This is a genomic window from Micromonospora sp. AKA38 (assembly GCF_027925725.1).
Taxonomy (GTDB): Bacteria; Actinomycetota; Actinomycetes; order Mycobacteriales; family Micromonosporaceae; genus Micromonospora.
In genome coordinates, this window is record NZ_BNEI01000005.1 from 2,138,721 (window position 1) to 2,159,986 (window position 21,266).

Below are 21,266 nucleotides of genomic sequence, written 5' to 3' on the forward strand. Positions count from 1 at the left end.
CGGCCACGCTTTCCGTGCATCTGCGTGGGGTGGGGGTGGGGTCAAGGGGTGGTGGGGTGGGTCAGGACGAGGCTGACGTTGTGGCCGCCGAAGCCGAACGAGTTCGACAGCACCGCGTCCACCGCGACCGCGCGGGGCTGCTTGCGGATGTGGTCGACGTCGCCGGCCGGGTCCGGGTCGTCGAGGTTGTGCGTGGGCGGCAGCAGCCCGCGCCGGAGCGCCTCGACGCCGACGGCCGCCTCGATCACACCGGAGACGCCGAGCAGGTGCCCGGTCACGCCCTTGGTCGAACTCAGCGGCGGCGGGTGCGCGCCGTAGACGTCGCGGAGCGCGGCCAGTTCGGCGGCGTCGCCGGCCTTCGTGCTGGTGCCGTGCGCGTTGACGTACCCGATGTCGTCGAGGCCCAGGCCGGCGTCGCGGACGGCCATCCGCATGCAGTGCGCCGCGCCGGAGCCGTCGGGCCGGGGCGTGGTCGGATGGTACGCGTCGTTCGTGGCGCCCCAGCCGAGCACGTCGGCGTGGCGGCGGGCGCCCCGCGCGGCGGCGTGCGCGGCGCGTTCCAGCACCAGCACGCCGGCGCCCTCGCCGAGCACGAGGCCGTTGCGACGGCGGTCGAACGGCCGGCTCGCGGCGGTCGGGTCGGCCCAGCCCCGGGCCAACGCCCGGGCGTTGCCGAACGCGTCGGCGAACGTGGGGAACAGCGGCGCCTCGGCGCACCCGCACAGCACCACGTCCGCCTCGCCGGCGCGCAGGATGCGTAGCGCCTCCCCGACCGACTGGGCGCCGGCCGCGCACGCCGTGCCGACCGACGAGGTGTAGCCACGGATGCCGAACGTGATGGCGACCCGCGCCGCCGCCATGTTCGGCAGCGTGCCGGGCAGCATGTACGGGCTGACGCCGAAGCGGCCCCGCTCGGCCCGCCGCAGCACCTGGTCGGCCAGTGTGGACAGCCCCCCGACGCCGGAGACGACGACCGCCACCCGGTACGGGTCGACGTCCCGACCGACCCGCAGGCCGGCGTCGGCCAACGCGTCCCCGGCGGCGCGCAGCGCCATGACGATCGACCGGTCCACGACGCGGGACTCCGGACCGGGCAGCACGGAGGCCGGGTCGATCGGCGGGGCGATCGCCGCGACGTCGACCACGCCGTGCACCGGATGGCCCTCCGGCGGCCGGGACAGGCCCGACCGGCCGTCGCACACCGCGTCGAACACCTCGGCGGCGGTCGAGCCGACCGGGCTCACCAGCCCGATGCCGGTGATCGTCGCGCCCGGCCGCACGCTCAGTGCGCCGAGGCCGGCTGGATGCGCTGCGCCACCGTTCGGGAGAACTCGCCGAGCGTCATCATGGCGAGCATCTCGGCCTCGTCGTCGTCGAACGCCACGCCGAACCGGTCCTCCACCCGGACCGCCAGCTCGGCGAGGCCGAGCGAGTCCACGTCCAGACCGGCCGGCCCGAAGACGGTGTCGTCGTCGACGTCGTCCACGTCGTACTTCATCTCGGTCAGGGCGGCGAGCAGGAACGCGCGGATCTCATCGGTCATGGCCGGTGTGTCCTTTCCCCAGCGTGGCATCGACCTTACTCAATCGGGATGGTTTGGCAAGGTCCCGATCGGACGGTGGACCGCCGACCCCGGCGGCGTGAGACGCACCGGCAGGTGGTCGTACCCGCGCAGCATGAGCTGACGCCGCTCGCCGGGCTCGGCGGCGAGCGCCAGCGCCGGGAAACGGTCCAGCAGAAGGGGCAGGACCAGTCGGCCCTCCGCGCGGGCGAGGGCCGCGCCGAAGCAGTGGTGCGGCCCGGCGCTGAACGCCAGGTGGCGGTTGTCCACCCGGGACGGATCGAACTCGTCCGGGTCGGGAAACCGGCGCGGGTCCCGGTTGGCGGCGCCGGTCAGCACCACCACGGTCCGACCGGCCGGCACCGGCAGCCCGGCGACCTCGGTGTCCGCCGCCGCGTACCGGAGCGCGAAGTGCACCGGCGGCTCGTACCGGAGGATCTCCTCGACGTACGCCGGGGCGAGCGACGGGTCGGCGCGCAGCGCGGCCCGCGCGTCCGGCCGCGCGACGAGCAGGACCAGGCCGTTGCCGAGCAGGTTCGCGGTGGTCCGGAACCCGGCGTTGTACATGATGATCAGGTTGGCCAGCAGCTCGTCGGCGGAGAGCTGGTCGGGGTCGCGGTCCCGGATCCGCACGAGCGCCGACACGAGGTCCCCGCGCGGCCGGTCCCGGCGCGCGGCCAGCAGTTCGGTGAAGTACGCGGTCAGCTCCGTCGCCGCGACGTTGGCGGCCCGCACCTCGCGCATCGATCGCCGGCCGATCTCCAGCACCGCGTCGAACGTGCGCACGCGGGACGGGAACCAGGCCCGGTCCCGCTCCGGCACGCCCAGCAGCTCGCCGACGACGTCGCTGGGCAGGGTGAGCGCGAACCCGCCCATGAAGTCGACCGGTCGGCCGTCCGCGCCGGCCGCGGCGAGCCGGTCGAGCAGGCGGTCGGCGATCCGCGTGATCGCCGGCTCCAGGGCGGCGACCCGGCGTGGGGTCAACGCCTGGCCGAACAGGCGCCGGACCCGGAGGTGGTCGCCGGGCGCGGCGTTGAGCATCGACGTCTGGAGGATCCGGGTCACCGGGTGCTGGCGCCAGCGGGTGCCGGCCCGGTCCAGGAACTCCGCGCCGAGCACCCGGAAGACCGGGTCCCGCAGCACCCGGTGGACCGCCTGGTAGCCGTGGACGACCAGGGCGTGCGGTTCGCCGGGCCGGAAGGCGACCGCCTCCCCCATCCCGTGCAGCCTCGCGTAGAACGGGTAAGGGTCGCGTCTCACCTCCTCGCCGAGCAGGTCGTCGAGGGAGATGGAGACACCCATGGGCCGCTCCTCGGGACACCGGTGCGCCCGACCTTAGACGGGCCGCCACCGGGCTGTCCACGGTGTCCGGACACCCGGTGGCGCCGGCCGTCCGTCAGCGCGGGGGCCGGTCGACGGTCAGGGTGGCCACCAGCGCCGGATGGTCCGTCGTGCCGCGCATGTCCACCGCCCGGCGGCAGCAGATGGTGACGTCGGTCGTCGCCACGATCTGCTGCCGGGCGCCGTCGTCGACGCGGCGGTAGCCCGGCGGTACGCACGACCGCACGTCGGGCGCGCCGCCCGCGCGCAGGTTCAGGTCGCCGCCGAGCACGGTCGGGGCGTATCCGGCGTCGCGGCGGATCGCCGGCACCACGGTGGCGAGCAGCTGCGCGCACTGGGCCAGCGCGACGGCGCCGTCGGTGTTCGCCAGGTGCGTGGTGCAGGCGTGCAGCACGGCGGCGGCGTAGAGGCAGAGCCAGACCCGCTCCTCCGGGTCCGCGAGGTCCTGCGCCGGATAGGTGCCGCGGTGCGCGCCGGCGCGGGCCCCCGGGCCGGCGAGGCGGGCCACCAGGCCGATCCCGTACGGCTGGCCGTTGACGCAGCGGGTCGCGGCGCGGCTGGGGCGGTCGCCGGCGGCCTGGAACGCGGGGACGACCCGGCCGCCCGGCCGGACCGCCGCGAGCGCGCGGGCCAGCGTGTCCACGTCGTCCCGGCAGATCTCGTTGAGGGTGACCACGTCGGGCCGTTCGGCGGCGATCACCTCGGCGGCCCGCCGCACGGAGCCGCCGGTGTAACAGCCGGCCCGGCCGCTGTTGCAGAGGTTCATCTGGAGCATCCGGACGGCGCCCGGCCCGCTGCCACCGGCGCTGGACGAGCCCGCGGGCAGCCCGGCCACGACGAGCAGGAACACGACGGCCAGCGCCCGGCGCAGCGGCCGGGCGACGCGGGGTGCGGACGACTCGGGCAGCGGAACTCCGGCGGGGTGGCGGTCTCGGCGGGGTGTGCGTGATCCTACGTGCGGCGTTCCGGCGCCACCCGGCCGCACCGCCGCCGGCCGGGTCGACGTGCGCGGGGTTTCCGGTGGTGCGGTGGGCGGGCATGAATGCCGGAACCGGTGGGAGGAGTGACGGCAATGCTCGTGGGTGGTTATCTGGGCGCGGTGCTCATCGGCGCCCTCATCGGGCTGCTCGGGCGGCTGGTGCTGCCGGGCCGGCAGCGGATCGGCGTCTTCGCCACGTTCGTCATCGGCGTCGGCGCGGCGGTGCTCGGCACCGTGGTCGCCCGCTGGGTCGGCATCGCCGACGACGCGCCGGTGCGGCTCTGGATCCTGCGGTGGGACTGGATCGTGCTCGCGCTACAGGTCGGCTTCGCGGTGGTCGGCGTCGCGGCGGCGAACGCGCTCACCTTCACCCGGCTCGCCGGCGGCGACGAGGAACACCGTCGGCGGAACGCCCGCGGCAAGGCCCGGAGCTGATGCCGGCGCCGGCCCGGATCCTGGTCTACGGCGTGTACGGCGCCGGCAAGTCCACAGTGGCGGCGCGGTTGGCCGAGCGGCTCGGGCTGCCCTGGTGCCCGGTCGACGACCTGCTGTGGCAGCCCGGCTGGGTCGAGGTGCCGGTCGCCGAGCAGCGCCGCCGGATCGAGGCGGTCTGCCGGGGCGACCGGTGGATCCTGGACGGCGCCTACCACGGGTGGCGGGACGTGGTGCTGGCCCGCGCCGACCTGGTGGTGGGCCTGGACTATCCGCGGGCGCTCTCCTTCTGGCGGTTGCTGCGGCGCACCGCCGGCCGCCTGGTCAGCGGCGAGGAGATCTGCAACGGCAACCGTGAGTCGCTGCGCAGCGTGCTGTCCCGGGACTCGATCCTGGTGTGGCACGTGGCCGCGTTCGGGCGGGCCCGGCGGCGGATGCGGGCCTGGCGGGCGGACCCGGCCGGCCCGCCGGTGCTGCTGTTCGGCAGTCCGGCGGCCCTGGACCGCTGGTTGGCCGAGCTGCCGTCGGCGTTGCCCCGCTGACCGGCCGGCACGACGGCAGCGTCGCCTCCGGTGTCGGTCAGAACGGGAGACGACCGCAGCGCCAGCGCCAGTGGCGCCCGGCGGCCAGGTGGTCGACGACCGCCCGCTGGAGCGCCGTGCGGCGCTCCAGCCGGTCCAGCGGCGTGCTCAGGGTGCGGAACACGAACCGCAGCACCTCGACGTCGGCGTCGATGCCGTCCGGCTCCTGGTAGGGCTCCAGCTCGAACCGGCGCTGGAACCGGACGATGTTGGAGTCCTCCGGCAGGTGTTCCCGTAGCTGGGGGTCGAGCAGCCAGGAGCCGCAGGAGAACTCCGTGTGGCGCTCGTCGGGGAAGTGGCGCGGAAAGAACGCCCGGGCCCGGTCGAGCGACGCGTCCACGGCCGCCGGGCTCAGCGGCCCCGCCTCGGGGATGTGCAGGCCGATGGTGTCGCCGCGCTGGTGCTGGAGTCGACCCAGCTCGTAGAGCCCGCCACGGGTGTGCAGCGTCAGCCAGCTCTGCATGACCGGCCAGCCCTCGCCGGCCATCCGCCTGTCGATCGCCAGGTTGCGGCCCAGGTCGGCGAGGGTCGCCCGGGTCACCGCGTCGTCGATGCCGTGGTCGCGGTGGTACGCGGTGACCACGTCGACCAGGGCCAGGTACGCGTACACGTAGAGGTGCCGCCAGGCCGGGCCCCGCTCGCGGGGCAGGGCCGGGCCGGGCGGCAGCCAGTCGTGGCCCCCGAGATCGGCGCGGACCAGGGCGATCGAGCGGTCGAGCAGCCAGCGCAGCTCCGGGGTCCACAGTGGGGAGCCCGGGTCGGGCCAACCCGCCATGACCTCGGCGGCGTCGTCCGGGCGGACCCCGAGCCGGTCGAGGATCGACGGCGCGTCGGCCCGGTCCGGCAGCGGCGCCGACGGCCGGTCACCGGCGAGCCGGTGCACGCGCGCGAGGTCCTCGACCGGCACTCCGAGCCGGACGGCGGTGTCGTCCAGATCCACGCGGACGACCCTACCGACGGCGTGGTCGCCGCGACAGGCCGTGCCCGGGGCGCTCAGGCCGGCTCCGGCACGCCGCCGGGCTCCCCGTCGTCGGGCATCGGCTCGGTCGGCGCCTCCGGCAGGACGTCCGGCGTGTCCGGCAGCAACTCCCCCGGGTCGTCCGGCACGTCCTCGCGTGGATCGATCGGTGGGTACAGCGCGGGGTCGAGGTCGGGATTCGTCATCGGGCCAGTATCCGACGAGATCGCCCCGACCGCCCGGGACGGCGTCGGGTACGGTCAGTGCACCGCCACGACCGCCGGCGCGGGCTCCAGGTCGGCGAGCCGGGCCGGTCGCACCACGACCAGCAGCACCGCCAGCGCCGCCACCATGCCGCCGGCCACCACCAGGGCCATCGCCAGCGCGCCGGTGCCCAGCACGCCCACCAGCGGCGCGGCCACCGCACCCACACCGAACTGCACGGCGCCCAGCAGCGCGGACGCGGTGCCGGCCGCCTCGCCGTGCCGGGACAGCGCCAGCGCCGGCGCGTTCGGCATCGCCAGGCCTGCCGCCGCCAGCACCAGCCACAACGACACCAGCAACGCGGGCAACCCGCCGACGTCGGTCGCGGCGAAGACCACCAGGGCCAGGCCGGCCAGCGTCCCCGCGGCCAGCGAGGCGACCAGGATCCGCTGCGGCGGGAAGCGGCGCAGCAGCCGGACGTTGTACTGGGTCGCCCCGATCAGGCCCACCGCACCCGCGCCGAACGCCAGCCCGAACTGCTGCTCGTCGAGTCCGTACCCCTGTTGCAGCACGAACGACGAACCGGCCACGTACGCGAACAGCGCGGCCATGGCGAGGCCGGCCACCAGGACCAGGCCCACGAAGACGCGGTCGCGCAGCAGCGACCCGTACAGCGCCGCGGTCGCGACGACGCCGCCGCGGCGGCGCCGCGCGGGCGGCAGCGTCTCCGGCAGGCCGAGCGCGGCGACCACGACCAGCAGGACGCCGAAGGCGGCCAGCGCGACGAAGACGCCGGTCCAGTCCGTCCAGCGCAGCAGCCCGCCGCCGAGGGTCGGGGCGAGGATCGGCGCCGCCCCCATCACCAGCAGCAGCCGGGACAGCAAGGTGGCGAACGCCGCGCCGCTGAACAGGTCCCGGACCACGGCCATCGCGACCACCGCGGTGGCGGCGACCCCCAGGCCCTGCACCACCCGCAGCGCGCCGAGCACCGCGACGTTGGGCGCGACCACACAGAGCGACGACGCGACGACGTGCAGGACGAGCCCGGCGATCAGCGGGCGTCGCCGCCCGACGGCGTCCGAGAGCGGGCCGATCAGGAGCTGGCCGAGGGCCAGCCCGGCCAGGGTGCCGGTGAGCGTCAGCTGGACCGCCGCCGAGGTGGTCGCGAAGTCGTCGACGATCGCGGGCAGCGCCGGCAGGTACATGTCGATCGTCAGGGGTCCCACCGCGATCAGCGAACCGAGGACCAGCACGAGCCGGAGCCGCTGTCCGCGGCTCATCAGGTCACCGGGCGTCCGGGCACCGGGCGTCGACAGCTTGTCGGGACGGACATCGGTCATCGGGAAGCCTCCGCCCGGTCAGGGCGCGGCCGGGCGAGGTTCGGTGCGGTAGTCACACCTCGGTTCAAATGCGGTGGCGCCGACCTGATTCCCGGCTGGCCGAGAGGTAACGCGGGTCACTCCGCCGAGGTCGGTAGACACTGTCTACGGCGGCTGGTAGACAGTGTCCATGCCGCCGCCCGACAGCACGCTCCGGGCCCGCCTGGTGCGGGCCGGCGTCGACCTGCTCGCCCAGGAGGGCACCGCAGCCCTCACGCTGCGCGAGATCGCCCGGCGGGCCGGCGTCTCCCACGGTGCGCCGCGGCGCCACTTCCCGACCCACCGCGCCCTGCTCGCGGCCATCGCCAGGGAGGGTTACCAGCAGCTCGGCGCCGAGGTCACCGCCACGATCGGCGGCACCGGAGCGGATCCGTACGACCAGGTGCTCGCACTGGGCCGGCTCTACCTGCGGTTCGCGCGCACCAACCACGGCATGTTCGAGCTCATGTTCCGGCACGACCTGCTACGGGGCAACGGCATCGGCCTGCGGGACGCCAGCGAGGAACTCTTCGGCGTCCTGGTCGACCTGGTCGCCCGGGCCCGACCCGAAGCGGCCGACGCCCCCGCGCCGCCGGTCGTCGCCGGCGCGCTCTGGGCCAACCTGCACGGCATCGCCGAACTGCGGCAGTGGGGCAGCCTCCAGACCATGGTGCGCAGCGACGACGTCGAACCGCTGCTGCGCGCCGCGGTGGCGGCCCACCTCGGCCGGCCCGCGCCCGGCGTCCCACGGTGACCGGGACCCACCCGCGGAGGGAACACGTGCTGTTGCAGACCGGCACCCGGCTGGTGCTCGCCCCGCTCGGCAGGATGGCCTTCCGGCCGGTCGTCGAGGGCCGGGACAATGTGCCGCGGCACGGGCCGGTGATCCTGGCCGCCAACCACCTGTCCTTCATCGACAGCGTGGTGATCCCGCTGGTGGCGCCGCGACCGGTCAGCTTCCTGGCCAAGGCCGAGTACTTCCGGCGGCCCGGCCCGCGGGGGTGGCTCACCCGCAACTGCCTCACCGGCATCGACGCCATCCCGGTGGAGCGGGGCGGCCACCGCTCGGCCCAGGACTCGCTGCGGGTGGCGCTCGACGTGCTCGCCGCAGGGCGGGCCTTCGGCATCCACCCCGAGGGCAGCCGCTCCCGCGACGGGCGGCTCTACCGTGGTCGCACCGGCGTCGCGTGGCTCGCGCTGGCCTCCGGCGCCCCGGTGGTCCCCGTCGCCGTCCTCGGCACCGACCGCATCCAACCGGTCGGCGCCCGACTGCCCCGGCCCGGGCGGGTAGCCGTACGGTTCGGCACGCCCCTGCACTTCACCCCACCGGTCACCGGCAGCGGCGGGCGGGCCCGGCGGGCCGTCACCGACGAGATCATGGCGGCCGTCCAGGCGTTGTCCGGTCAGGAAGCCGCCGGCTGCTACCTCGACCTGCCGTCCGAGGGATAGCGAACATCCTGCCGGCGCGTCGACCGCGCTCACCCGGTCGGATTTGTCCCCGCCACCGGCTCCGGGCCCGAGGCGCGGCTGGCAGGTCGGCTGACCGCCCGCCTCAGCGGGCCGGCGCGGCGGTGCTCTCCCGGACCGTGAGGCTGGTCGCCAGCTCCAGACCGGTCCGCTGCGTCGGTTCGCCGCGCCCGAGCGCGAGCGCCAGCTCGGTCGCGGCGACGGCCATCTCGGCCAGCGGCTGACGCACGGTGGTCAGCGGGGGATCCAGCAGTTCGGCGATCGGCAGGTCGTCGAAGCCGACCACGCTCAGGTCGGCCGGGATCCGCAGCCCGCGTTCCCGCGCGGCCCGGTAGACGCCGACCGCCTGGAGGTCGTTGCCGGCGAAGATCGCGGTCGGGGGGTCCGGCCGGCCGAGCAGCCGCAGCGCGGCGGCCCGCCCGCCGTCCACGGTCAGGTCGGCGCGGGCCACCAGGTCCGCGTCGACCGGCAGGTGGGCGGCTTCCATCATCGCGCGGTAGCCGTCGAGCCGCGCCCGGCAGCAGAGAATGCGGTCCCGACCGCCGATCATCGCGATCCGGCGATGCCCCAACCGGAGCAGGTGCCCGGTGGCGGAGCGACCGCCCGCCCAGTTGGTCGCCCCGACGAACGGCACACCGTCGGGCAGCTCGCTCGTGGGATCGAAGACCACGAACGGGATGCCGCGCGCCCGCAACTGGTCGCGTTGCTCGCCGGACAGCTGCGCGACGGAGACGATGCAGTCCGGACGACGGGCGAGCGTGTCGTCGATCCAGTAGCGGACGCCACCGCGCTCGGGCCCGAACTCGGTCAGCACCACGCCCACCCGGTGCGCCCGGGCCACCTGCTCGACGCCGCGGACGACCTCGACGCCCCACATGTGTTCCAGCTGGTCGAAGACCAGTTCCACCAGGTTGCTGCGGGTGGACGAGGTGGGCCTGCGGTAGCCGTACCGGCTGATCAGCGCCTCGACCCGGGCCCGGGTGTCCGAGGCCACGCCGGTCCGGCCGTTGATGACCTTCGACACGGTCGGGACCGACACCCCGGCGTTCTCCGCGATGTAGGAGATCGTGACCGGCCGGCCCGGAGCCGCTGCGGCGTCGTCCGGCCCGATGGCCGACGCGTCCGGCTGCGTCTGCGACAAGCTGGCTCCTCCCCGGCCGGCCCGCCCCTCCGGGTGGCCACCGCTGCCCGGCCCCAGGATAGCCGTCCGTCCATGCCCGTCGGTGCCGCCGGGCGCCGCCGGTGTGTGCCGGGCGGCTCGAAACTTTCCGGTCGATCTCGCGCGTTTTCCGCGCCGGATCGCGCCGGTTCGCGCCGTTGACGTCACACGACGCCGAAGACCGTCGCCGAGCCCGCCTCTTCATTGACCGTCATCTAAGAAACGCGTAGCGTTCGACCCGAAACTTTCCAGGGAGCCGGGAAGTTGCTGCCGCAGCGCGGCGATCGGCGGAGGCATCGGGCGGCGTCCGCGAGAAGCACTCCAGCGCGCGACCGTCGCGGTGGCCGCACGGCCACCGCGACGACGCCGTCGCGCCCCCCCCACCCGTCCGGAACCGTTGGCCACCGGCCGCGTACGGGCGGACAACGGCAAGGGAGAACACGATGATCCTGCGCACCCGAAGAATCCGCCTCCGGGGCGGTCCGCTCGCCGGTGCCGTGGCGGCTCTGCTGGTGGCGTCGACAATGACGGCCGTGGGCGCCCAGGCGGCCGGCGGCTGCCGCGTGGCGTACGCGGTGCCGTCGCAGTGGTCGGGCGGGTTCACCGCCGCGGTCGACGTGACCAACCTCGGCGCACCGGTCAACGGCTGGCGGCTGGCCTGGACGTTCCCGTCCGGGCAGCGGGTCACCCAGGCGTGGAACGCCACGGTCACCGCGACGGGCGGCCAGGTGACCGCGACGAACGCCGCCTGGAACGCGAGCGTGCCGACCAACGGCACCGTGTCGTTCGGCTTCAACGGTTCGTGGTCGGGCGTCAACACCGCGCCGACCGGCTTCACGCTCAACGGCGTCACCTGCGCCGGGGACGCCGGCGGCACGCCGTCCCCGACCGGCGGCCCGTCGACCACTCCGTCGACGAGCCCGTCGCCGACCGCCACGGCGTCACCGTCGACGCCACCGACCACCCCTCCCCCGGCCGGAAACCCGATGGCCACGGTGGCCGCGATGCAACCCGGCTGGAACCTCGGCAACACGCTCGACGCCATCCCCGACGAGACCGCCTGGGGTAACCCGCTCACCACCCAGGCGCTCCTGCGTCACGTGCGCTCGCAGGGCTACCGCAGCATCCGACTCCCGGTCACGTGGAGCAACCACCACGGCCCGGCGCCCGACTACACCATCGACGCGGCCTGGCTGAGCCGGGTACGCCAGATCGTCGACTGGGCGCTCGCCGAGGACCTCTACGTGATGATCAACCTCCATCACGACTCCTGGCAGTGGCTCAACACCTACCCCACCGACCGGGCCGGCGTGACCAGCCGGTACCGGGCACTGTGGACGCAACTCGCCACCACGTTCCGCGACCACTCACCGAGGCTGGTCTTCGAGAGCATCAACGAACCCCAGTTCGCCGACACCACCGACGCGCAGGGTGACACCGCGACCCGGGAACTCAACGCCGAGTTCGTCCGCCTGGTACGCGCGACCGGCGGGGCCAACGCCACCCGACTGCTGGTCCTGCCCACGCTGCACACCAGTGGCGAGCAGGCGCGGCTGGACGCGTTGTCCGCCGGCATCGCCGAACTGCACGACCCCAACCTCGCCGCCACCGTGCACTTCTACGGGTGGTGGCCGTTCAGCGTGAACATCGCCGGCGGCACCCGGTACGACACGAACGTGGAGCAGGACCTGGTCGGCACGTTCGACCGGCTGCGGGACACGTTCGTCGCCCGTGGCATCCCGGTCGTCATCGGCGAGTGGGCGCTGCTCTCCTGGGACCACACCCGGCCCGGCATCATCGAACGGGGCGAGTTCCTGAAGTACCTCGAAGCGGTCGGCTACCACGCCCGCACCCGCAACCTCACCACGATGCTGTGGGACGCCGGTCAGTTCCTCGACCGCACCACGTTGCGCTGGCGCGACCAGCGCGTCGCCGACATGATCAGGGCGAGCTGGACCAGCCGCTCCGGCACCGCGTCCAGCGACCAGGTGTACGTACCGCACACCGGCGCGATCTCCGGCCGGGCGCTCACCCTCAACCTCAACGGCCTGTCGTTCCGCGGTCTCTGGCAGGGCGACACCCCGCTGGCCGCCGGCGCCGACTACACCGTCACCGGCACCACCGTCACGCTCACCCCGGCGGCGCTGACCCGCCTGGTCGGCAACCGGGCCTACGGCGTCGACGCCACCGTCGAGGCCCGTTTCTCCCAGGGTGTGCCCTGGAAGATCGACATCATCAGCTCCGACCCGCCCACCCAGGCAGCCGCCACCGGCACGACCAGCTCGTTCACCATTCCCACCCGGTTCCGCGGTGACCAGCTCGCCACCATGGAGGCCACCTACGCCGACGGCAGCCCCGCCGGCCCGGCCAACTGGACGCCGTTCAAGGAGTTCTGGGGACACTTCCAACCCGACTACACCGCCGACACCATCATCCTGAAACCGGAGTTCTTCGCCGAGGTGAACGACGGCACCGTCACGCTCACCTTCCACTTCTGGAGCGGCGCGAAAATCACGTACCGGATCACCAGGGCCGGCACCGCGGTCACCGGCGCCCCCTGACCGGCCCCGGTGCCGCGGTGGACGCCGCGGCACCGGCGGCGGGGCGGTCAGCCGAGGCCGGGCCAGGCGGCGAGGTAGCCGGTGCCGAGGGACGGCCCCGGACCACGCCAGAACCCGGCCCTGTCGACCTGCGCCACCGCCGCCGCGACGCCGCCGGCCGGCGTAGATCCGGCCGGACTCGTCGGCGCCGATCGCGAGCGGCGTGGTGCGGCGTGCCCCGACGCCCCGGCCCGGCCCGCCCGAGGGGCGCGATCATCTGCGCTAACGTGGCCGGATGACCTCTCCAGCGACGCAGGCGCGGGGCCTGGAGACCCGGCGGCGGGTGCTCGACGCGGCGATGGCGGAGTTCGCCCGGCACGGCGTCGACGGCGCGCGGATCAACCGGATCGCGGAGCGGGCGCGGGCCAGCAAGGAACGGATCTACGCCTGGTTCGGCGACAAGGACGCCCTGTTCGACACCGTGATGGAGGTCGGGCTCGAGGAGTTGTCCCGGGTGGTGCCGATCACGCCCGACCTGGTGGACTACACGGTCCGGCTGCACGACACGTTCGCCGCCCGGCCCGACCTGCAACGCATCGCGGCGTGGGCGTGGCTGCACGAACGCGGGCGGGCCGAGCAGGTGTCGGAGAAGCGCGTGACGGGCTACCGGCACAAGATCGCGGTGATCCGGGACGCACAGCGGGCGGGACTGGTCGATCCGGAATGGCCGCCGCACCACCTGCTGGCCGCGTTGATCGCGGTGGCCACGTCCTGGCTCACCGCCCCGGTCGAGCTGCACCGGGCGCTCGGGCCGCAGCCCGACTCGGACGACGACGCCCGGGCCCAGGTCCGCCGCGCCGCGCAGCGGTTGGTCCGTCCGCCGGGCTGACGTCGTCCACGCGGGGAGAACCGCGCGACACGAACCGAACCAGACGGTTTGATTTTCCCGCGACCGGTGCTATACCTGAACCGAACCACCTGGTTTGAATTTGGGGAGGCGGAGCGATGCGCGCGGTGCTGATGGTCCTGTCCGCGGCCGACCACTGGACGCTGCGGGACGGCACGCGGCACCCCACCGGCGTCTGGGCCGAGGAGGTCGTCGAGCCGCACCGGCTCTTCTCCGCCGCCGGCTGGCGGGTCACCGTGGCGACCCCCGACGGCGTGCCCCCGACGGTCGACCCGCTCAGCCTGCGGCTGCCCGCGACCGGTCCCCGGCGCGCGCGCCGGCACCGCCGCCATCTCGCCGCCCACGCGCGGGAGTTCGCCCACCCGCGGAAGCTGTCCGAGGTGGACCCGACCGACTACGACGCGGTCTTCTACCCGGGCGGGCACGGCCCGATGGAGGACCTCGCCGTCGACCCGGTCTCCGGCGCGCTGCTGACCCGGGCCCTGCGCGCCGGCACGCCGTTGGCCCTGCTCTGCCACGCCCCCGCCGCCACGCTGGCGGCGACCGGCGAGGACGGGACGTGGCCGTTCGCCGGCTACACGATGACCGGCCTGTCGAACCGGGAGGAGCTGCTCAACCGGTTCGCCCGCAAGGCCCGCTGGCTGCTGGAGGACGAGCTGGTGGCCCGTGGCGCCCGCTACGTCCGTGGTCGCGTGCCGCTGCGGCCGTTCGTCACCGTGGACCGCAACCTCTACACCGGGCAGAACCCCGCGTCGTCCGCGCGGCTCGCCCGCCGCGTGATCGCCGACCTCGAGGCGCGGCCCGCGCTCTCGGTCCGCGTCAGCCGCACCGTCGCGGCCGCCCCGGACCGGGTCTACGCGTTGGTCAGCGACATCACCCGGATGGGCGAGTGGAGCCCGGAGACGTACGCCGCCCGGTGGCGCGAACCGGGCCGGCGGTTCACCGGCAGCAACCGGATCGGTCCGTTCTACCGTTGGCGCATGACGGCGACCGTGACGGAGGCGGTGCCCGGCCGCGTGTTCGGGTTCACCACCGCCTGGCCGTCGTCGTCCACCTGGCGTTACGAGCTGGAGCCGGTCGACGGCGGCACCCGGGTCACCGAGTCGATGACCCGGGCGACGCCCCAGATGGCGGCGGTCCGCGCCGTCCAGCGCCTGGTCGGCGTCGCGGACCGCGCCGCCCACCTGCGCGCCGGCATGGCGACCACACTGGAACGGCTGGACGCGGCGCTGCGCCGGGAGGACGACGGGGCGGACGGCGCGGCCCGGCCGACGACGGAGGGGGACACCCGGTGAGCGAGGGCGCCTGGCAGCCGTTCCGGACGCCGCTGCACTACCTCGGGCTGCCGCGCAGCGTGACGCCGCCGATCTGGCGGGAACGGCGGGCCGGCGCCGAGCTGGCCGCCCTGCGGGCCGCGCGTCCCGCGCCGCCGACGCCGCCCGAGCCGGGGGCGCCGGTGCTGGTCGTGCCCGGCTTCGCCGCCGGCGACGACCGGGTGGCGTTGCTGCGGGACTGGCTGCGCGAGGGCGGGTGGGACGCCCGGCCGACCGGGCTCACCGACGGCCGCCGCTGCTCCAGCCGGGACCTGGCCGTCGTCGAGGCGGCCCTGGTCCGCCTGCACACCGAGACCGGGCGGCCGGTCACCCTCGTCGGCCACAGCCGGGGCGGCATGTTCGCGAAGGCCCTCGCCGTCCGCCACCCCCGGCGGGTACGCGCCCTGGTCACGCTCGGCTCGCCGCTGACCGACCCGTTCGGGATCCACCTGGCGGTACGACTGCTGACCATGTGGATGGCCACCATGACCCGGCTCGGCCGCCGGGACTGGGTACGCAACTGCCCGTTCGGCGACTGCTGCCGCGAGGTCCACGACGACGTGCTGGCCGCCGCGCCGCCAGGCCTGCCGTTCACCTCGATCGCCAGCCGCAGCGACGGCATCGTGTCCTGGCACGCCTCCCAGGACCCGGCGGCCCGCTGCGTGACGGTGGACAGCTCGCACGGCGGGATGGTCGCCCACCCGGGCGTGTGGGCGGCGATCGCCGACGCGCTGACCACCAGCGACGCCCCGGGCCGGTCGCGGGCCGGGTAGCCCGGTCAGTCCGCCGGCCCGCCACGGGCCCGGCGTGCGGCGGCCCGGAGCGCGTGGTCGATCTCGGGGTGCGCGTCCACCCGCCAGGCCAGCGCCAGCGTCGCGGGCGGCGCCCCGCGCACCGGGACGTACGCCACGCCCGGCGTGGCCGCGGTGCGGGCCAGCAGGGACGGCACCGGGCAGCAGCCGACGCCGCCGGCCACCGCGCGCAGCAGCCCGGCGACGTCGGTCACGGGTTCCCCGGCGCCGACCGGCGCGGCCGGGGTGAGCCGCCACCCGGCGACGAAGGCGGCGTCGACGTCGTCCGGCAGCGGCACCTGCGGCTCCCCGGCGAGGTCGGCCACGGTCAGCTCCGGCCGTCCGGCCAGGTGGTGCCGCGCCGGCACGGCCAGCAGCCGCCGGAACGCGCCGACCGGCTCCAGGTGGAGGTCGCGAACGGCGTCCGGCGTGTACGGCGGCCACAGGTAGCCGGCCTCGGCGGTGCCGTCCCGCAGCCGCCAGACGTGCTCCCGGAACGGCACGCCGGTGAGCGTGACCTGCCAGCCCGGCAGGTCACGCCGCAGCCCGAGGACGGTTTCCGCCTTCAACTCGTCGACGCTGGCGGCCAGCGTGGTGATGAGCAGCCGGCGACCCGGCGCCGCGTCCGCGGCCCGGCGCGCGTCGCGGCGCGCCTCGGCGGCGAGGTCGAGCAGGGCGCGCGCGTGCGGCAGGAACGCCCGGCCCGCCGCGGTGAGCTCGACCTGCCGCCTGCGTCGGGAGAACAGCTCGACGCCGAGGTCGGTCTCCAGCGCCCGGATCCGCGCCGACAGCGACGGCTGCGCCAGGCCCAGCTCCTCGGCGGCGGCGGTGAAGTTCATCCACTCCGTGGCGGCGACGAAGGCCCGTACCCGCTCCAGGTCCACCGGCCCCACCCTAGCCAGGTCGGATAGGAGAAACCTCTCGACACCGCGCCAGCGTCTCTTGGACACCGGCGGTCCCGGCGGGTCATGGTCGTGGCGTGTCTTCCCTCATCATCTACGGGGCCACCGGTTACGTCGGCCGGCTCGTCGCCCGGCTCGCCGTCGACCGCGGGCTCCGCCCGGTGCTGGCCGGCCGGGACGCGAACCGGCTCGCGGCGCTGGGTCTCGACGCCTCGGTCCGTACCGCCGCGTTGGAGCAGCCGCACGCGCTGGACCGGCTGCTCGCCGACGCCTCGGTGCTGCTGAACGCGGCCGGTCCGTTCGCCGTAACCCAGCAGCCGTTGCTCGACGCCTGTGTCCGGACCGGAACGCCCTACCTCGACCTGTCCGGGGAGGCGGCGGAGTTCCTGACCGTGTGGCGGCGGGACGCCGAGCTGACCGCCGCCGGGGTGATGGCGATGCCCGGCGTCGGCTTCGGTGTGGTGCCGACGGACGCGGTGGCCGTGCACCTCGCCCGGCGGCTGCCGACCGCCCGCCGGCTGGAGCTGTCGTTCGCCACCGTCGGCCGGGTGTCGCGCGGCACGCTCGACACGCTGACCGGGGGCATGGCGGACGCCGGGGTGCAGCGACGCGACGGGCGGCTGGTGCCGGCGCGCGCCGCCGCCGAGCACAGGTGGATCGGCGACGGCGCGACGCGTACCCGGGTGGTCACCAACCCCTGGCGCGCGGACGTCGTCTCCGCCGCGCGGTCCACCGGGGTCGCGGACGTCGCGACGTTCTTCGCCGCGCCCGCGCCGATCCGCCTGGCGCTGCGCGCCGCCCCGGCCGCGCCGTGGCTGGTCACGTCCCCGGCCGCGCGGCGCGTCCGGGCCGCGTTGCTGGCCCGGCTGCCGGACGGGCCCACGCCGGCGCAGCTCGACGCCGGTCGCACGCTGGTGCACGGGCTGGTCCGGGACGACGCGGGCACGGTGGCCGAGGCGGTGCTGACCGGTCCGGACGCCTACCGGTACAGCGCCCACACCGCGGTCGAGCTGCTGGCCCGGACCGCGGCGGGGGACGCGCCGCCGGGCTACCGCACCCCGGCCGAGGTGCACGGCCCGCAGATCGCGCTGACCACGCCCGGTACGACGCTGCGGGACCTGCGGTGACCGCCCCCGGATGGCCGCCCGGCCGGGAACCGGCGCGCTGCCCCGTGCACACCCGCAACGAGGCGTTCGTGCCGCTGCCCCCGCCGGCGGTGTGGGAGCGGCTCGTCGACGCCACCGCCTGGCCGTCGTGGTACCCGAACGCGCGGCGCGTCGTGCTGACCGGCGCGGCGGAAGATCTCACCAGCGGTCGACGTGCAGCACCTCGTCGAGTGGCTGGCGCTTCGCCGGCCGGAACGTGTCGCCGGTGTAGTAGGCGGTGGGGATCAGGGCCGCCTGCCGGACATCGGCCGGGAGGCCCAGCAACTCGGCCACCTCCGCCTCGTACGCCAGGTGGAGCGTGGTCCAGGCGGTGCCGAGTCCGCGGGCGCGCGCCGCCAGCATGAAGCTCCACGCGGCCGGCAGCAGCGACCCCCACAGCCCGGCCTGGTTGCCGGCCGGCAACTCGCCGCCGCCGGAGAGCCGCAGGCACGGGATGAGCAGCACCGGCACCTGGCCCATCCGGTCGCCGAGCCACGCCACGCTCTCCCCGACCCGCCGCTGCACCGCGGCGCGCTCGGGCTCGTCGACGAACAACCGTGCCGCCGACCCTTCCGACGCCAGGTAGCTCTCGACCGCGCGGCGGTAGAACCCGCCGATCGCGGCCCGTACGGCCGGGTCGGTGACGACCACCCAGTGCCAGCCCTGCCGGTTGGAACCCGAGGGCGCCTGCAGGGCGATCTCCAGGCACTCCCGGACGAGGTCCATCGGCACCGGACGGGTCAGGTCCAGCCGCTTACGCACGGTTCGGGTGGTGGTGAGCAGGTCGTCGGGGGTCAGTGGCAACGTCGGCATCCCGCCAGCGTGGCACGCCGGCGGGCCGGTCGTCCCGACGGGTGGTCAGCCGCCGGTGGCCACCGGTCGGATCACGGTGAGCACCGCACCCGCCGGGTCGGCGAGGGCGCACACCCGGCCGGTCATGACGTCGCTCGCCGGCACCAGCACCCGGCCACCCGACCGGGCGGCCCGCGCGGCGGTGTCGTCCGGATCGGTCACCGCCACGTAGACCATCCAGCCGGTCGGAAGCAGGTCTCGCAGCGGCGGCGGCATCCGCAGCCGGCCGGCGACCGGGCCGGCCGGGCCGGCGAGCAGGGCGTAGGAGTCGTCCGGGGCGCCCGGCGGCACCGAGGCCCGCAGGCCCAGCGCGTCGGCGAGGAACCGGTCGGCCGGCTCCGTGTCCCCGGTCATGTACTCGTACCAACAGGGCTGGCCCACCCCGGAGGCCGCCGCCGGCGCGCCGGCCCGCAGGCGGAAGGCCGCGCCGAGCGGATCGCGCACCTCGTCGCCGGTGACCCGGGCTCCGGCCCGCTCGGCGGTCGCCCGGACGCCGGCCGGATCGGCCGCGCCGAAGACCGTCCACCACCGGGCCACGCCGTCGCCGCGGCGCAGCTCGGCGGCGACCACCCCACCGGCGTACGCGGTGCCGCCGTGCGCGGTGGTGGTGAACGTCCAGCCGAACAGGTCACCGTAGAAGTCACGCGCCGCATCGAGGTCGTCGGTGACGAGTTCGGCGCCGATGGGCGACGCCGGGGCGAGGGGTGGGGTCACGGGGTCCTCCGGGTGCGGTCGGTCGGTCAGGGCTCGGGCGGCCGGACGACGGTCGGCACGACGACGGTGTCCTGCCAGGCGTGGGCGGTCCGACGCAACAGGTCGTCCAGGGGCGCGGGACGGCCCAGATGGTAGCCCTGCCCGGCGTCGACGCCGAGCGAACGCAGCGCCGGAACCAGGGGCGCCTGCTCGACCGACTCGGCGACGGTCCGCATGCCCAGGCCGTGCGCGGCGCGGACGACGGCGTCGATGAGGACCGGGTCCGCGCCGCCGCGGTCCGCCTGCCGGACGAAGTCCCCGGCGATCTTCACGGTGTCGAAGGGCAGGTGCTTGAGATAGGCGAACGACCCGAAGCCGGCGCCGAAGTCGTCGAGGCTCAGCCGGCAGCCCGCGGCGCGCAGCGCGTCGGCGAGGTGTCGGACGGCGGCCACGTTGGTGATCGCCGCGGTCTCGGTGACCTCCAGTCCCAGCCGGTCGGCCTCGATGCCGGCGGCACGCAGGGTCCGCACCACCCAGTCGCCGAACCCCGGTGACTCCAGCGAGCGGGCGGAGATGTTGATGTCCAGCCGTAGGCGGGCCCGGGTGGGACCCGGCGCGGCCAGGGCCGCCGTCGCCGTGGCCACCACCCAGCGGTCCAGGTCACCGATGAGGTCGTCGCGTTCCACGGTGGGCAGGAACTGCGCGGGCGACAGGGCCGGCTGCACCCCGTCGCGCAGTCGGATGAGCAGCTCGTGGCTGATCACCCGGCCGGTCGACAGGTCGACGATCGGCTGCGCGTCCAGACTCATCCGGTTCTCGTCGAGCGCCCGGCGCACCCGGGTCGTCACGCTGACCCGGCGCACGGCGTGGCGGTACTGCTCGGGCAGGTAGAGCCGGGCTCGGTTGCGGCCGGCGTCCTTCGCCTCGTAGAGGGCCAGGTCGGCGTGCGCCAGGAGGGTGTCGCGGGTGTCGCCGGGCTGCCGGGCGGCGGCGCCGATGCTGAGGGTCACCCGCAGCCCGGCGCCGACGGTCGGCACCGGGGCACGCACCACGGCGTCACACATCGCCTCGGCGAACACCACGGCGCCCGCCGCGTCCGCCCCGGGCAGGACGACGGCGAACTCGTCCCCGCCGAGCCGGCCCAGCACGGTGCCGGGCGGCAGCTCGTGCGCCAGCAGCCGGGCCAGCGCGCGCAGGACCTCGTCGCCCACCGCGTGCCCGTGCACGTCGTTGATGTCCTTGAAGTTGTCGATGTCGACGAGCAGCAACGCGCCGGTGCCCTGGTCGTCGGCGAGCAGCTCGTCGATGCGGGCCAGCAGGGCGCGCCGGTTCGGCAGGTCGGTCAACGGGTCGCGCTCGGCGAGGCGGGTCAGCTCGTCCTGGACCCGGCGCATGTCGGTGATGTCGTGGGCGGTGCCGAGCACCCGCGTCGGCGCGCCGACGTCGTCGGTGAAGACCTCGCCGTAGCACTCGAACACACGCATCGTCACGCCGTCGGCGAGGAACATCCGGTGCGTGTACGAGAAGGGTTCGCCGGTGCGCAGCGCCGTGTCGAGCGTGCTCTCGATCATCGCCACGTCGTCGGGGTGCAGCATCCGGCGGTACGACCCGTAGTCGAGGGTCGTGCCGGGCGGCAGGCCGAACATCTGCAGCAGCACGTCGCTCCAGACGACCGCGTTGCCCCGCACGTCCCACTCCCAGGTGCCGACCTTGGCGAGCTGTTCGATGTGCGCCAGCCGCCACCGGTAGTTGCGTCCCCGCTCGCGCTCCTCGCGTTCGGCGCTGACGTCACGCACCTCGACCAGCCGCAGCCGCTGGCCCGCGTGCTCCATGCCGTGGCACCGCATCTGAAACCACCGCAGGGTGCCGTCCGCGGCGGGGACCGGGAGGTCGGTCATGCTCTCGCCGGGTGCCAGGCCGGCCAGCGGCAGCTCGTCCAGGCCCGGTCCCAGCCGGTGACCGGCCAGGTTGCGCCACAGTGGCCGCCCGTCGGAGGCGAGGACCACCAGGGCCGTGGTGATGGTGTCGGCTGCGATCACCGACAGAGCGCTCACTCGGGATCACCCACTTTCTGCACCGACCG

At 75.2% G+C, this 21,266-nt stretch carries 21 protein-coding genes; 9 read left to right on the plus strand and 12 right to left on the minus strand.

Features of this window, described 5'->3' with window-relative positions:
• Positions 1 to 41 precede the first annotated feature (41 nt).
• From TPA0908_RS26380 to TPA0908_RS26395, 4 genes are all read right to left on the minus strand, one after another.
• Complete coding sequence (locus TPA0908_RS26380; protein ID WP_281942707.1) at positions 42 to 1,286, minus strand: beta-ketoacyl-[acyl-carrier-protein] synthase family protein; 1,245 nt, start codon at positions 1,284 to 1,286, stop codon at positions 42 to 44.
• On the minus strand, positions 1,283 to 1,543 hold the full coding sequence (locus TPA0908_RS26385) for an acyl carrier protein (RefSeq protein ID WP_107155127.1): 261 nt from the start codon (positions 1,541 to 1,543) through the stop codon (positions 1,283 to 1,285). Before TPA0908_RS26385 ends, TPA0908_RS26380 begins: the two co-directional genes overlap by 4 nt.
• A gap of 39 nt (positions 1,544 to 1,582) precedes the next feature.
• A complete protein-coding gene (locus TPA0908_RS26390; RefSeq protein ID WP_281942338.1) occupies positions 1,583 to 2,863 on the minus strand; it encodes a cytochrome P450 in 1,281 nt (426 codons plus the stop codon).
• A 94-nt stretch (positions 2,864 to 2,957) separates the two neighbouring features.
• Positions 2,958 to 3,752: an endonuclease/exonuclease/phosphatase family protein gene (locus tag TPA0908_RS26395; protein WP_281942341.1), complete on the minus strand. Its 795-nt coding sequence runs from the start codon at positions 3,750 to 3,752 to the stop codon at positions 2,958 to 2,960.
• Between the two features lie 222 nt (positions 3,753 to 3,974).
• Here TPA0908_RS26395 and TPA0908_RS26400 point away from each other — a divergent pair, with 222 nt between their 5' ends.
• Both TPA0908_RS26400 and TPA0908_RS26405 read left to right on the plus strand, forming a co-directional pair.
• Positions 3,975 to 4,316: a GlsB/YeaQ/YmgE family stress response membrane protein gene (locus tag TPA0908_RS26400; RefSeq protein ID WP_281942342.1), complete on the plus strand. Its 342-nt coding sequence runs from the start codon at positions 3,975 to 3,977 to the stop codon at positions 4,314 to 4,316.
• On the plus strand, positions 4,316 to 4,855 hold the full coding sequence (locus tag TPA0908_RS26405; protein ID WP_281942344.1) for a P-loop NTPase family protein: 540 nt from the start codon (positions 4,316 to 4,318) through the stop codon (positions 4,853 to 4,855). The genes TPA0908_RS26400 and TPA0908_RS26405 overlap by 1 nt, the downstream gene beginning before the upstream one ends.
• 37 nt (positions 4,856 to 4,892) lie before the next feature.
• On the opposite strand, the gene TPA0908_RS26410 is transcribed toward TPA0908_RS26405, so the two are convergent.
• From TPA0908_RS26410 to TPA0908_RS26420, 3 genes are read right to left on the minus strand one after another with little or no spacing between them, the layout of a single operon-like run.
• Complete coding sequence (locus TPA0908_RS26410) at positions 4,893 to 5,834, minus strand: acyltransferase domain-containing protein (protein ID WP_281942346.1); 942 nt, start codon at positions 5,832 to 5,834, stop codon at positions 4,893 to 4,895.
• Between the two features lie 53 nt (positions 5,835 to 5,887).
• Positions 5,888 to 6,058 carry a hypothetical protein gene (locus TPA0908_RS26415; RefSeq protein WP_199199507.1) on the minus strand — a complete coding sequence of 57 codons (171 nt, stop codon included), beginning with the start codon at positions 6,056 to 6,058 and terminating at the stop codon, positions 5,888 to 5,890.
• A gap of 54 nt (positions 6,059 to 6,112) precedes the next feature.
• Positions 6,113 to 7,396 (minus strand): multidrug effflux MFS transporter, encoded by a 1,284-nt coding sequence (locus TPA0908_RS26420; RefSeq protein ID WP_281942349.1) that lies wholly within the window; start codon positions 7,394 to 7,396, stop codon positions 6,113 to 6,115.
• A 169-nt stretch (positions 7,397 to 7,565) separates the two neighbouring features.
• Here TPA0908_RS26420 and TPA0908_RS26425 point away from each other — a divergent pair, with 169 nt between their 5' ends.
• The gene (locus tag TPA0908_RS26425) at positions 7,566 to 8,168 is read left to right on the plus strand and encodes a TetR/AcrR family transcriptional regulator (RefSeq protein ID WP_281942351.1); all 603 of its coding nucleotides are present in this window, start codon (positions 7,566 to 7,568) and stop codon (positions 8,166 to 8,168) included.
• A 26-nt stretch (positions 8,169 to 8,194) separates the two neighbouring features.
• Positions 8,195 to 8,863, plus strand: coding sequence for a lysophospholipid acyltransferase family protein (locus tag TPA0908_RS26430; protein WP_281942353.1), 669 nt, complete (start codon positions 8,195 to 8,197; stop codon positions 8,861 to 8,863).
• Positions 8,864 to 8,966: 103 nt separating this feature from the next.
• Here the strand turns inward: TPA0908_RS26430 and TPA0908_RS26435 are convergent, their stop codons facing one another.
• On the minus strand, positions 8,967 to 10,022 hold the full coding sequence (locus TPA0908_RS26435) for a LacI family DNA-binding transcriptional regulator (RefSeq protein WP_281942355.1): 1,056 nt from the start codon (positions 10,020 to 10,022) through the stop codon (positions 8,967 to 8,969).
• A gap of 461 nt (positions 10,023 to 10,483) precedes the next feature.
• On the opposite strand from TPA0908_RS26435, the gene TPA0908_RS26440 reads away from it, so the two are divergent.
• The 4 genes from TPA0908_RS26440 (at position 10,484) to TPA0908_RS26455 (ending at position 15,573) form a co-directional block, all read left to right on the plus strand.
• Positions 10,484 to 12,601, plus strand: coding sequence for a cellulase family glycosylhydrolase (locus TPA0908_RS26440; RefSeq protein ID WP_281942357.1), 2,118 nt, complete (start codon positions 10,484 to 10,486; stop codon positions 12,599 to 12,601).
• Between the two features lie 274 nt (positions 12,602 to 12,875).
• Positions 12,876 to 13,469: a TetR family transcriptional regulator gene (locus TPA0908_RS26445; protein ID WP_281942359.1), complete on the plus strand. Its 594-nt coding sequence runs from the start codon at positions 12,876 to 12,878 to the stop codon at positions 13,467 to 13,469.
• Positions 13,470 to 13,585: 116 nt separating this feature from the next.
• Entirely contained in the window at positions 13,586 to 14,782 is a 1,197-nt protein-coding gene (locus tag TPA0908_RS26450) for an SRPBCC family protein (protein WP_281942361.1), read from the plus strand.
• A complete protein-coding gene (locus tag TPA0908_RS26455; protein WP_281942364.1) occupies positions 14,779 to 15,573 on the plus strand; it encodes an alpha/beta fold hydrolase in 795 nt (264 codons plus the stop codon). Before TPA0908_RS26450 ends, TPA0908_RS26455 begins: the two co-directional genes overlap by 4 nt.
• A gap of 5 nt (positions 15,574 to 15,578) precedes the next feature.
• Here the strand turns inward: TPA0908_RS26455 and TPA0908_RS26460 are convergent, their stop codons facing one another.
• Positions 15,579 to 16,475, minus strand: coding sequence for a LysR family transcriptional regulator (locus tag TPA0908_RS26460; RefSeq protein ID WP_281942365.1), 897 nt, complete (start codon positions 16,473 to 16,475; stop codon positions 15,579 to 15,581).
• Between the two features lie 95 nt (positions 16,476 to 16,570).
• Between TPA0908_RS26460 and TPA0908_RS26465 the strand changes: the two genes are divergently transcribed.
• A complete protein-coding gene (locus TPA0908_RS26465) occupies positions 16,571 to 17,620 on the plus strand; it encodes a saccharopine dehydrogenase family protein (protein ID WP_281942367.1) in 1,050 nt (349 codons plus the stop codon).
• 177 nt (positions 17,621 to 17,797) lie between these two features.
• On the opposite strand, the gene TPA0908_RS26470 is transcribed toward TPA0908_RS26465, so the two are convergent.
• From TPA0908_RS26470 to TPA0908_RS26480, 3 genes are read right to left on the minus strand one after another with little or no spacing between them, the layout of a single operon-like run.
• Positions 17,798 to 18,451 (minus strand): nitroreductase family protein, encoded by a 654-nt coding sequence (locus TPA0908_RS26470; protein ID WP_281942369.1) that lies wholly within the window; start codon positions 18,449 to 18,451, stop codon positions 17,798 to 17,800.
• Positions 18,452 to 18,496: 45 nt separating this feature from the next.
• Positions 18,497 to 19,204, minus strand: a complete 708-nt coding sequence (locus tag TPA0908_RS26475; protein WP_281942371.1) for a VOC family protein — start codon at positions 19,202 to 19,204, stop codon at positions 18,497 to 18,499.
• A 26-nt stretch (positions 19,205 to 19,230) separates the two neighbouring features.
• On the minus strand, positions 19,231 to 21,237 hold the full coding sequence (locus TPA0908_RS26480) for a putative bifunctional diguanylate cyclase/phosphodiesterase (RefSeq protein WP_281942373.1): 2,007 nt from the start codon (positions 21,235 to 21,237) through the stop codon (positions 19,231 to 19,233).
• Positions 21,238 to 21,266: the final 29 nt, after the last annotated feature.

Excerpts from the sequence above, each read along its gene's own strand:
- TPA0908_RS26440 (WP_281942357.1), top strand. The coding sequence starts at position 10,484 with ATGATCCTGCGCACCCGAAGAATCCGCCTCCGGGGCGGTCCGCTCGCC.
- TPA0908_RS26415 (WP_199199507.1), bottom strand. The coding sequence starts at position 6,058 with ATGACGAATCCCGACCTCGACCCCGCGCTGTACCCACCGATCGATCCA.
- TPA0908_RS26405 (WP_281942344.1), top strand. The coding sequence starts at position 4,316 with ATGCCGGCGCCGGCCCGGATCCTGGTCTACGGCGTGTACGGCGCCGGC.
- TPA0908_RS26445 (WP_281942359.1), top strand. The coding sequence starts at position 12,876 with ATGACCTCTCCAGCGACGCAGGCGCGGGGCCTGGAGACCCGGCGGCGG.
- TPA0908_RS26450 (WP_281942361.1), top strand. The coding sequence starts at position 13,586 with ATGCGCGCGGTGCTGATGGTCCTGTCCGCGGCCGACCACTGGACGCTG.
- TPA0908_RS26390 (WP_281942338.1), bottom strand. The coding sequence starts at position 2,863 with ATGGGTGTCTCCATCTCCCTCGACGACCTGCTCGGCGAGGAGGTGAGA.
- TPA0908_RS26420 (WP_281942349.1), bottom strand. The coding sequence starts at position 7,396 with ATGACCGATGTCCGTCCCGACAAGCTGTCGACGCCCGGTGCCCGGACG.
- TPA0908_RS26425 (WP_281942351.1), top strand. The coding sequence starts at position 7,566 with ATGCCGCCGCCCGACAGCACGCTCCGGGCCCGCCTGGTGCGGGCCGGC.
- TPA0908_RS26400 (WP_281942342.1), top strand. The coding sequence starts at position 3,975 with ATGCTCGTGGGTGGTTATCTGGGCGCGGTGCTCATCGGCGCCCTCATC.
- TPA0908_RS26470 (WP_281942369.1), bottom strand. The coding sequence starts at position 18,451 with ATGCCGACGTTGCCACTGACCCCCGACGACCTGCTCACCACCACCCGA.
- TPA0908_RS26385 (WP_107155127.1), bottom strand. The coding sequence starts at position 1,543 with ATGACCGATGAGATCCGCGCGTTCCTGCTCGCCGCCCTGACCGAGATG.